Source organism: Jatrophihabitans sp. (assembly GCF_051960575.1).
GTDB lineage: Bacteria > Actinomycetota > Actinomycetes > Mycobacteriales > Jatrophihabitantaceae > JBQCEE01.
Genome location: NZ_JBQCEE010000114.1, coordinates 1 through 10383, shown reverse-complemented (window position 1 = coordinate 10383; position 10383 = coordinate 1). Strand labels below are relative to the sequence as shown.

The 10383-nt window shown below is 73.8% G+C and carries 8 protein-coding genes; 2 read left to right on the top strand and 6 right to left on the bottom strand.

Annotated elements, in window-relative coordinates; translation table 11 throughout:
- Nucleotides 1-1212: circularly permuted type 2 ATP-grasp protein (locus tag ACTHMS_RS06015; protein ID WP_440305767.1), on the bottom strand; the 1212-nt coding region annotated here is incomplete at its 3' end.
- Between the two features lie 121 nt (nucleotides 1213-1333).
- On the opposite strand from ACTHMS_RS06015, the gene ACTHMS_RS06010 reads away from it, so the two are divergent.
- Nucleotides 1334-2371: a hypothetical protein gene (locus ACTHMS_RS06010; RefSeq protein WP_440305766.1), complete on the top strand. Its 1038-nt coding sequence runs from the start codon at nucleotides 1334-1336 to the stop codon at nucleotides 2369-2371.
- A gap of 88 nt (nucleotides 2372-2459) precedes the next feature.
- On the opposite strand, the gene ACTHMS_RS06005 is transcribed toward ACTHMS_RS06010, so the two are convergent.
- From ACTHMS_RS06005 to glgC, 5 genes are all read right to left on the bottom strand, one after another.
- On the bottom strand, nucleotides 2460-3551 hold the full coding sequence (locus ACTHMS_RS06005) for an aminotransferase class I/II-fold pyridoxal phosphate-dependent enzyme (protein ID WP_440305765.1): 1092 nt from the start codon (nucleotides 3549-3551) through the stop codon (nucleotides 2460-2462).
- Nucleotides 3548-6427 carry an FAD-binding and (Fe-S)-binding domain-containing protein gene (locus ACTHMS_RS06000; protein WP_440305764.1) on the bottom strand — a complete coding sequence of 960 codons (2880 nt, stop codon included), beginning with the start codon at nucleotides 6425-6427 and terminating at the stop codon, nucleotides 3548-3550. The genes ACTHMS_RS06005 and ACTHMS_RS06000 overlap by 4 nt, the downstream gene beginning before the upstream one ends.
- A gap of 64 nt (nucleotides 6428-6491) precedes the next feature.
- On the bottom strand, nucleotides 6492-7397 hold the full coding sequence (locus tag ACTHMS_RS05995; RefSeq protein ID WP_440305768.1) for an NAD(P)/FAD-dependent oxidoreductase: 906 nt from the start codon (nucleotides 7395-7397) through the stop codon (nucleotides 6492-6494).
- Nucleotides 7398-7460: 63 nt separating this feature from the next.
- Nucleotides 7461-7658, bottom strand: coding sequence for a hypothetical protein (locus ACTHMS_RS05990; protein WP_440305763.1), 198 nt, complete (start codon nucleotides 7656-7658; stop codon nucleotides 7461-7463).
- A gap of 54 nt (nucleotides 7659-7712) precedes the next feature.
- The gene (glgC, locus tag ACTHMS_RS05985) at nucleotides 7713-8936 is read right to left on the bottom strand and encodes a glucose-1-phosphate adenylyltransferase (protein ID WP_440305762.1); all 1224 of its coding nucleotides are present in this window, start codon (nucleotides 8934-8936) and stop codon (nucleotides 7713-7715) included.
- 92 nt (nucleotides 8937-9028) lie between these two features.
- Between glgC and glgA the strand changes: the two genes are divergently transcribed.
- Complete coding sequence (gene glgA / locus ACTHMS_RS05980; RefSeq protein ID WP_440305761.1) at nucleotides 9029-10189, top strand: glycogen synthase; 1161 nt, start codon at nucleotides 9029-9031, stop codon at nucleotides 10187-10189.
- Nucleotides 10190-10383: the final 194 nt, after the last annotated feature.

Here is a 10383-nt window from a genome sequence, read left to right as displayed (position 1 = left end):
CCATCCGCGCGGGTCGGCGCGCAGGCGCTTGCGCAGCGCGTCCAGTTCGGCGCGGCTCGCCTGCGGGCCGATGACCAGCCCCTTGCCGCCCGCGCCGTCGACCGGCTTGACCACGAGCTCGTCGAGGCGGTCGAGCACCTCCTCCAGCGCGCCCTTGTCCTCCAGCCGCCACGTGGAGACGTTCTCCAGCACCGGCTCCTCGCCGAGGTAGTACCGCACGAGGTCGGGCAAGTAGGTGTAGATCAGCTTGTCGTCGGCGACGCCGTTGCCGACCGCGTTCGCGATCGCGACGTTGCCCGCGCGCGCCGCGGTGAGCAGGCCCGGGCAGCCCAGCATCGAGTCGGCACGGAACTGGACGGGGTCGAGCCACTCGTCGTCCACGCGCCGGTAGATCACGTCGACGCGCCGCTCCCCCGAGGTGTCACGCATGCGCACGACGCCGCCGGAGCAGACCAGGTCGCGTCCCTCGACCAGCTCGACGCCCATCGCACGGGCGAGCCAGGCGTGCTCGAAGTAGGCGCTGTTGTAGACACCCGGCGTGAGCACGACGACGTTCGGGTCGACGACCCCCGGCGGGGCGGCCGCCCGCAGCGCCGCGAGCAGCCGCTGCGGGTAGTGCGACACCGGACGCAGGCGGACGCGGCTGAGCACGTCGGTCCACTGCTGGCGCATGGCGTTGCGGTTCGCGAGCACGTACGAGACGCCCGACGGCACGCGCACGTTGTCCTCGAGCACGCGGAACTGCCCCTGCTCGTCGCGGATCAGGTCGATGCCGGACACGTGCACGCGGACGCCGTTCACCGGCTCGATCCCCGCGGCGGCGCGGTGGAAGTGCTTGGAGGTGGCGATCACCGAGCGCGGCACCACGCCGTCACCGACCACGCGCATCGGCCCGTAGACATCGGCGAGGAAGGCCTCGAGCGCGGCGACCCGCTGGCGCACGCCCTGCTCGACCACCACCCAGTCCTGCTCGTCGATCACCCGCGGCACGATGTCGAGCGGGAACGGCCGCTCCTCGCCGCCGATGTCGAAGGTGACGCCCTGGTTGAGGTAGCTGCGGGCCAGGGTGTCGAGGCCGGCGCGGAGTTCCTGCGTGCCGCTGCGCTGCAGGTGTTCGTGCAGCAGGCGGTAGGGCGCGCGCGACGACCCGTCGGCCGCGATCATCTCGTCCCACGCGGCGCCGACCGGGTAGCCGTCGAAGAGGTCCGCCATCGAGGGCACGGTATGCCGCCTCTGTGTCAGGGATGTTGCTCGCGTGATGTTGCCGTCCGACGATGACACCCAACCAAAGTGACCACCCACCGCGTCAATACCTCAGGAGCAGGAGGTGGACGTGGCGATCGACGAGGAGCAGGCTGCCGCGCTCGTCCGCGCAGCTGCCGGCGGGCCGCCGCCGGTGCTGGACGCGGACACGCTGATCGCCCGGGCCCGACCGGCGCGGCGTCCGTGGCGATCGGCGCTGGTCGCCGCCGCGCTGGTCGCGGCGGTCGCCGGCGGACTGGTGTGGTCGCGGTCGTCGGGGGACGCCGGCGCGCCGGCAGCGGGCCCCGCCGGGCAGGCGGCGTCGACACCGCACGTGGCCGGCGGGTCCGCGTCGGACGACCCCGAGCAGGCGGCCATCCGGCAGGTCGACGCGGTGCTCGCCACGCTGCCCGTACTGCCCGGCGCGGTGGAGCTCGACCATGCGCCGGCCGGCCTCACCGAGCCGTTCATGACGACGGGCGGCCCGGATCGCATCGATCACGCGCGATGGTGGACGGCACCCGGCACGCTCGACGACGCCGCCGCCTGGTTCACCGACCACCCGCCGACGGGCTACGCCTCGGACGGCAGCGGCGGTGGCGGCGGCCCGGGTGGCCCGACGGTCGAGACGGTCGACTTCGCGGCGGACGGCCGTCCCGACATCGAGTTCGCGATCGTGCCGCACGGGTCGGGCGTCGCCGTGCGCGCCGATGTCGAGCTGGACTGGGTGCCGCTGCGTCCGGCCTGGTCGCTGGTCGGCACCGACGTGACCTCGATCGACGTGACGATCGTGCGGAAGGCGTACGACCATGGCCGGGGCGGCGCGCCGACGGTCACCCGGACGCTCACGGGTGCTGCCGCCCGGCGACTGGCGCAGGGGCTGGACCGGCTGGCGTCCGCGGCGCCGGAGGGTGCGCACTCGTGCCCGGCCCAGCTCGTCCAGGAGGACGACCGGGTCGTGGTGCACCGCCCGTCGGGCGACCTCACCTTCGACCGGTCTGGCGGCGGGTGCGCCTTCACGGCCACGGTGCGCGCGCCCGGCCACCCGGCGGCCTCCCTCGTCGGCAACGACTTCACCGCGACCGTGCTGTCCGAGCTCGGCCTTCCGGCGGACTACGGCCAGGCCTGACGAGCCGACGGCCTGCCGGACCTGGATGGTCAGGACCGGGCATGCGCCGGTGTGGGCATCACGATCCGGCCGCCCGGAGGCGGCGAGGTCAGGCGCCGACGCGGGTCGCAGCGAGCTCGATGCGGTCGTCCGGCTGCACCGCGGCCACGCGGAACCAGCCGGTCGACCGGGGTCCGTAGAACTCGCCGGGCGACACGACGATGCCGGCGCGCTCGGCGAGATCGCGGGCGGCGGCCCAGGCGTCGCCGTCCGGGGCGGGCGCCCACAGGTAGAACGCGCCGCGGGGCAGGTCGACGGCGTAGTCGGCGGCGGCGAGCACCTGCCGCAGCCGCATCAGCCGGGCCAGGTAGCGCTCGCGCTGCACCTCGACGTGGTCGTCGTCGCCGAGGGCCACGATCGCGGCCGACTGCACCGGGCCGGGCGGCATGAGTCCGGCGTGCTTGCGCACCTCGCGCAGGTACCCGACGAGCGCGGGGTCGCCCGCGTAGAAGCCGATGCGGGCGCCGGCGAAGTTGTCGCGCTTCGACAGCGAGTGCAGGGCGATGACGCCGTCGGTGCCCGACCGCAGCACGGTCGTCGGCCCCGCGTCCGTCCACGAGAACTCGGCGTAGCACTCGTCCGAGATCAGCGGGATGCCGCGCAGCCGCGCCCAGGTCGCGGCCTCCTGCAGGTCGAGCACCTCACCGGTCGGGTTCGCCGGTGAGTTCGCCCAGATGCACAGCGCCCGCTCGGCGTCGGTGTCGACGATCTCGTCCAGCGACTCGTAGGGCACCGCCCGGCACCCGGCGAGCGTCGCGCCCATCTCGTAGGTCGGGTAGCTGATCGCCGGGTAGAGCACCGTGTCGCGTGACGGGTCACGCAGCTTGAGGTACTGCGGCAGCGAGGCGACGAACTCCTTCGTGCCCACGCACGCCGCCACCTCGGTGCGCGGGTCGACCGCGGCGCCGAGCCGCCGGCTGATCCACTGCGCGGCGGCGAGCCGGAACTCGAACGTGCCGATCGACGGCGGGTAGCCGCGGGCAGCGTCGGGGTTGGCGAGCGCCGCCATCACCGCGGGCGGCGGCGCATCGCACGGGGTACCGATCGACAGGTCGACCGCCCCGCCGTCGTGCTCGGCCGCGATCGCGAGGATCTCGTTGAGCCGGTCGTACGGGTACGGCGGCGGCACGAACCCGGTCATCGACCCTCCCCCGGTCGCCGGTGCCACGGCAGCGGCTCGGTCTCGCGCCGGTGCAGCCGTTCGGCCAGCACCTCGGCGAGGTGATACCCGCGCACCTGCGCCAGCTGCTCGAGCTGCGTGCGGCACGAGAAGCCGTCGGCCAGGATCGTCGCGTCGTGCGGCGCCTCGCGCACCGCGGGCAGCAGCGCGGTCTCGGCGACGGCCTCGCTCACCTCGTAGTGCCCGCGCTCGACGCCGAAGTTGCCGGCCAGCCCGCAGCAGCCGCCGACCGGGTCGACCGCGGCGCCGCCGGACGCCAGCAGCGCGGCATCGGCGTCCCAGCCGAGCACCGCGTGGTGGTGGCAGTGCGGCTGGGCGACGCCCCGCACGTCGTCGAGCGGCGGCGGCTCGTACCCGTCGGTCGCCGACAGCAGCTCGGCCAGCGTGCGGGTCAAGGCTGCGACCTTCGCCGAGCGCTCGTCGTCGGGCAGCAGTTCGAGCACGTCGTGGCGCAGCACCGCGGCGCACGACGGCTCGAGGCCGACGATCGGCGTGCCGAACCGCACCGTCTGGTCGAGCGCCCGCAGCGTTCGCCGCAGCTGCCGCCGCGCGCCGTCGAGCTGGCCGGTGCTGATCCAGGTCAGCCCGCAGCAGACGGCCTTGTCGGTGATCTCGACCTGGTAGCCGGCGTCCTCGAGCACCTTCACCGCGGCGATGCCGACGTGCGGCGCGAACGCGTCGGTGAAGGTGTCGACGAACAGCACGACGGGGCGTCCGGTGCGGCCCGGGTGGTGCTCGAACCACTCGCGGAAGGTCTCGGTCGCGAACTCGGGCAGCGGGCGCCGCGAGTCGATGCCGCCGAGCCGCTTCGCCACCGGCGCGACCATGTCGCTGCGCAGCGTCGCGTTCACCAGCTTCGGGGCGCGCCTCGCCAGCTTCGTCCAGCGCGGCAGCCAGCCGAGCGAGTAGTGCGTCGGCGGACGCAGGCGGCGCTTGTAGCGGCGGTGCAGCACCTCGGCCTTGTACGTCGCCATGTCGACCCCGGCCGGACAGTCGGACGAGCAGCCCTTGCACGACAGGCACAGGTCGAGCGACTCGTGCAGCTCCTTGGCCTTCACGTCCTTGATCAGCGAGCCGTTGGCGAGCTCCTGCAGCACCCGCGAGCGGGCGCGGGTCGAGTCCTTCTCGTCGCGGGTGGCGAGGTACGACGGGCACATGACGCCGCCGCCGAGGGTGGTGTCCGCCCGGCACTTGCCGACGCCGACACAGCGGTGTGCGGCGATCGAGAGGTCGCCGCCGTCGTGCGTGAACGCGAAGCCGCCCTTCGCCCCGCGGGTCAGCGGCAGGGCGGCCGGCACGCGCAGGTCGGCGTCGAAGGGCCGCGGGTCGACGAGCACGCCCGGGTTCAACACGTTCGCCGGGTCGAAGAGCTGCTTCACCGCGCCGAACAGCGAGATGGCCGCGGGCGAGTACATGTGCGGCAGCAGCTCGCCGCGGGCACGGCCGTCGCCGTGCTCGCCGGACATCGAACCGCCGTGCCGACCGACCAGCTCGGCCGCGGCGACGATGAACTCGCGGAAGCGGGCCGGCTCGGTGCTGAGCGGGAAGTCGATCCGGGCGTGCACGCAGCCGTCGCCGAAGTGGCCGTAGGCCAGGCCGTCGACGCGGTGCTCGGCCATGAGCGCGTCGAACTCGCGCAGGTACGGCCCGAGCTGCGCGACCGGCACGGCGGCGTCCTCCCAGCCCGGCCAGGCCGGCGCGCCGTCGGGGGTGCGGCCGCCGAGACCGGCGCCGTCCTCGCGGATGCGCCAGAGGGCGCGGGCGGGAGCGCCGGTGACGATCGCGCTGTCGAGGCAGCCGGCGTCGGCGACGATCTTCTCGGCCGCCGCGATCGCCTCGGCCTCGGTGGCGCCGGCGGTCTCGACGAACAGCCAGCCCGCACCGCCGGGCAGCGCGGGCACGGCGGCCTCGCCACGGCGGCGACGCACGACGTCGACCAGCCGGGCGTCCATGCCCTCGACCGCGACCGGTTCGTGCACGAGCAGCGCAGGCACCGCCTCCGCAGCGGCGGGCATGTCGGGGTAGCCGAGCACCGCGAGCGCGACAGCCTTCGGCGCCTCGACCAGCCGCACGGTCGCGCCGAGCAGGACGGCGAGCGTGCCCTCGGTGCCGGTGAGGAACTTCGCGACGTCGGTGCCCCGCTCTGGCAGCAGGTGCTCGAGCGAGTAGCCCGACACCTGCCGGACGAAGCGGCCGAACTCGGTGCGCACGACCGCGAGATTGTCGTTGGCGAGCTGTCGCAACCCGGCGATCACCTCGCCGGCGCGCCCCGGCAGCGGCGCCGCGTCGCGCGGGTGCTGCCCCGCGGTGAAGCGGGTGCCGTCCGCGAGCACGAGGTCGAGCGCCCGCACGTTGTCGACGGTGCGTCCGTAGCGCAGCGCGCGCGCCCCGCAGGCGTTGTTGCCGATCGAGCCGCCGATCGTGGCGCGGGCGTGCGTCGACGGGTCGGGGCCGTAGCGCAGCCCGAACGGCGCCGCCGCGGCGGTGATGGTGTCGAGGACGGTGCCGGGCTCGGCGACCGCGGTGCGGGTGTCGGGGTCGACCGACAGCACGTGGTTCAGGTGCCGCGAGAACTCGAGCACGATGCCCGGGCCGACGGCGTTGCCCGCGGTCGAGGTGCCGCCCCCGCGGGACGTGATCGGCACACCGAGGCGGCTCGCGACCGCGACGGTGGCGAGCACCTCGTCGACATGCCGGGGGAAGACGACGACCTCGGGCACGACGCGGTAGTTCGACGCGTCGGTCGAGTACTCGGCTCGGCGGCGCCGTGCCGCATCGACGTCGGCCACGCCCTCGCGCCGCAGCGCGGCGAGCAGGCCGTGGGGATCGTCCGCCATCGGACCATTGTGCGACATCGGCCCCACCGGTCCTGCCGGGTCGAGCGCCGACGTGACCGGTCCGTCAGCCGGTCGCCTCGCCCGTGGCCCACGCCGGGGCCGGCGCGCCGTCGAGCACGCGGGCGACGGCGGCGCGGGCGGTCACCGGGCCGACCAGGTTGCCGGTGCCGCTGTAGCCGCCGACGGCCACCACACCGTCGTCGGCCAGCAGGCACAGCGGCCTGGCGTCGTCGGTGAACCCGACCGACGCCGCCCACCTGTGCGTCACCTCGACCGGGCCGCCGGCGAGCCGGAAGGCGAGCTCGTCGAGGTAGCCCTGCACCGGCGCGGTCGGCTCGGCGTCGGTCGTCCACTCGTCGGCGGCGAAGCGGTCGCGACCCCCGCCGACGAACAGCCGCCCGGACGCGTCCTGCTGGGCGTAGTCGTAGCCCCAGCGGCGGTACACCGGGCAGTCGTACCGGGGCGCGATCGGCGCGGTCGAGAGCATCTGCAAGCGGGCGGTGCGCACCGGCACGCCGGGCAGCAGCACGTCGAGCCGGCCGTCGACCGCGACGACGACGGCGCCGCAGTGGATCGTCCCGCTCGCGGTCGTCACCCGCCCGGGCGCGACACCGGTGACGAGGGTGTGCTGTACCAACCGGTCGACGAGCGGACGCGCCACCACGATCGCCCGGCGCGCCGGGTTCGTGGCCGCGTCGCCCGGGAAGAACAGGCCGCCCTCGTGCGGCTCGACGGCGAACCCGTGCTCGAGCATCGCCGCGGCCTGGGCGAGGCAGTCGGCCTGCTCGCGCTCGCGGTCGAGCTCCTCGGCCTCGCCCCGCGGGTCGGGCAGGCCGGCGATGCGCAGCGAGCCGACGCGGCGCACGACGTCCGGCCCGAGCCGCTCGACGGTGCGGTCGATCTCGGCGACGGTGGCGCGGTACAGCTCGACGGCCGGCCCGACACCCCACGCCGCGATGGCCGTGTGCAGCGGCTCGGCCGGCCCGGCGAGCAGGAACCCGCCGTTGCGTCCGGCGGCGCCGGCGGCGAGGCGTCAGGCGTCGACACCGAGCACCGACATCCCGCGGGCCACGCACTCCTCGACCGCCGCGAGCCCCGACGCGCCGAGCCCGACGACGCAGACGTCGACGGTCCGGTCGCCGTCGAGCGGCCCCGGACCGGTCCAGCCGGCCACGACCGCGTCGACGTCCCACCCGACCGGCGAGGCCGCCTTGTCCCCCGCCCCAGTCACCTGCGGACGTCCAGAATGACTGGGGCCGGGGACAAGCGGGCTCTCACCGACGCGTCACGGCAGCGCGAGCTGCGACTTGCCCAGCACGACGATGCCGCCGCTCGACACGTGGTAGCGGGTGCGGTCGAGCTCGGGCTCCACGCCGATGTGCGCGCCGTCCGGCACGACGACGTCCTTGTCGAGGATCGCCCGCCGGACGACGGCACCGCGCCCGATCTGCACGCCGTCCATGAGCACCGACCCCTCGACGTACGCGCCGGCATTGAGCCGCACGTTCGTCGACAGCACGCTGTGCCGCACCGTCGCGCCCGCGACGATCACGCCGGCGCCGACCATCGACTCCTGGGCGATGCCGCCCTCGACGAACTTGGCCGGCGGCAGTTGCGGGTGATGGGTGTAGATCGGCCACTGCTGGTTGTACAGGTTGAAGATCGGGTGCACCGCGATGAGGTCCATGTGGGCCTCGTAGTAGGCGTCGATCGTCCCGACGTCGCGCCAGTAGCCGTGGTCGCGGTCCTCGCTGCCGGGGACGTCGTTGTCCTTGAAGTCGTAGACGTAGGCCTCGCCCCGCTTGACCATCATGGGCATGATGTCGCCGCCCATGTCGTGGTTCGAGTCCTCGTTGTCGGCGTCCTCGCGCAGCGCCTCGAGCAGCGTCGAGGTGGTGAACACGTAGTTGCCCATCGACGCGTAGGTCGCCTCGGGGTCGTCCGGCAGTCCCGGCGGATGCGCCGGCTTCTCGAGGAAGTCGACGACCTTGCCCTCGCTGTCGGCGTCGATGACACCGAACGCGCTCGCCTCCGACCGCGGCACGCGGATGCCGGCGACCGTCGCGCCCGCGCCCGACTCGATGTGCTGCGCCACCATCTGGCGCGGATCCATCCGGTACACGTGGTCGGCACCGAACACGATGATGTAGTCGGGCTTGTCGTCGTAGATGAGGTTGGCAGACTGCAGGATCGCGTCGGCGCTGCCGGTGTACCAGCGCGGGCCGAGCCGCTGCTGCGCCGGCACCGGCGTCACGTAGTTGCCGGTGATCGCCGACATCCGCCACGTCTGGGTGATGTGCCGGTCGAGCGAGTGCGACTTGTACTGCGTCAGCACGCAGATGCGCAGGTAGCCCGCGTTCACGAGGTTGGACAGCACGAAGTCGATCAGCCGGTAGCTGCCGCCGAACGGCACCGCCGGTTTCGCCCGGTCGGCCGTCAGGGGGTACAACCTCTTGCCCTCGCCACCGGCCAGGACCATGCCGAGCACTCGGGGCTCCCGCCGCGCCATACCCCTCACCCTAGCCACGCCCGCCCCATCTGCGCGCACCTCGTTGCCGAAGCACCGTTGCGGCGGTGGCGGCGCCGGATAGCGTTGGGCCCATGCGCGTCGCCGTGCTCTCCCGTGAATATCCGCCCGAGGTGTACGGCGGGGCGGGGGTGCACGTCGAATTCCTCGTCCGCGAACTGCGCAACCTTGTCGACGTCGAGGTGCACTGCTTCGGCGGCACCCGACCCGAGGGCGGCGTGCGCGCCCACCCCGTCCCGGTCGATCTGGTCGACGCGAACCAGGCGCTGCAGACCCTCGGCGTCGACCTGTCGATGGTCGCGGCGCTCGGCGACGTCGACGTGCTGCACTCGCACACCTGGTACGCGAACCTCGCGGGCACGGTCGGCGGCATGCTGCGCGGCGTGCCGCACGTGCTGAGCGCGCACTCGCTCGAACCACAACGCCCGTGGAAGGCCGAGCAGCTCGGCGGCGGCTACCGCGTCTCGTCCTGGGCCGAGCGGCAGGCCTACGAGACGGCCGACGCGATCATCGCCGTCTCGTACGGCATGCGGGCCGACGTGCTGACGGCCTACCCGTTCGTCGACCCGGCGAAGGTGCACGTCATCCACAACGGCATCGACACGAACCTGTACCAGCCGTCCGAGCGCACGGACGTGCTCGACCGCTTCGGTGTCGACCCCGCGCGTCCGACCGCGATCTTCGTCGGACGCATCACCCGGCAGAAGGGGCTCGCCCACCTGTTGCGGGCGGCGCGCCAGCTGCACCCGGACATCCAGCTGGTGCTCTGCGCGGGCGCGCCCGACACCCCCGAGATCGCGGACGAGACGGGCAAGGCCGTCGCCGAACTGTCCTCGTCGCGCACCGGCGTGATCTGGATCGAGGAGATGCTGCCCCGCGACGAGCTCGCGCAGCTGCTCACCGCGGCGACCGTCTTCGTCTGCCCCTCGGTCTACGAGCCGCTGGGCATCGTCAACCTCGAGGCGATGGCCTGCGAGACCGCCGTGGTCGCGTCGGCGGTCGGCGGCATCCCCGAGGTGGTGGCCGACAACCTCACCGGCTGTCTCGTGCCCTACCACTCGGTCGAGGTCGAGGCCTTCGAGGCGGGCCTCGCGCACGCGATCAACGAGCTCTGTGCCGATCCGGCCCGCGCCGCCGCGATGGGCCGCGCCGGACGCGAGCGGGCCGTCCACGAGTTCGGCTGGGACACCATCGCCCACCGCACCGTCGACCTCTACCGCTCGCTGGCCCACTGACTCGGCTCTGTTTGCGCCGCCAGTGAGCGGTTCCGGCTCGTCGAACCGACAGCTGGCGGCGCAAAGAGCCCGCAGCGCCGTGGGGGGGGGGGGGGGCGGCGGCGTGGAGAGCAAGGGGGAGCACCCAGGAGAGGCGGCACAAGCACGGCCCGAACCACAACAACAACACCAACTTGTCTATGCCGGTCTTTCGC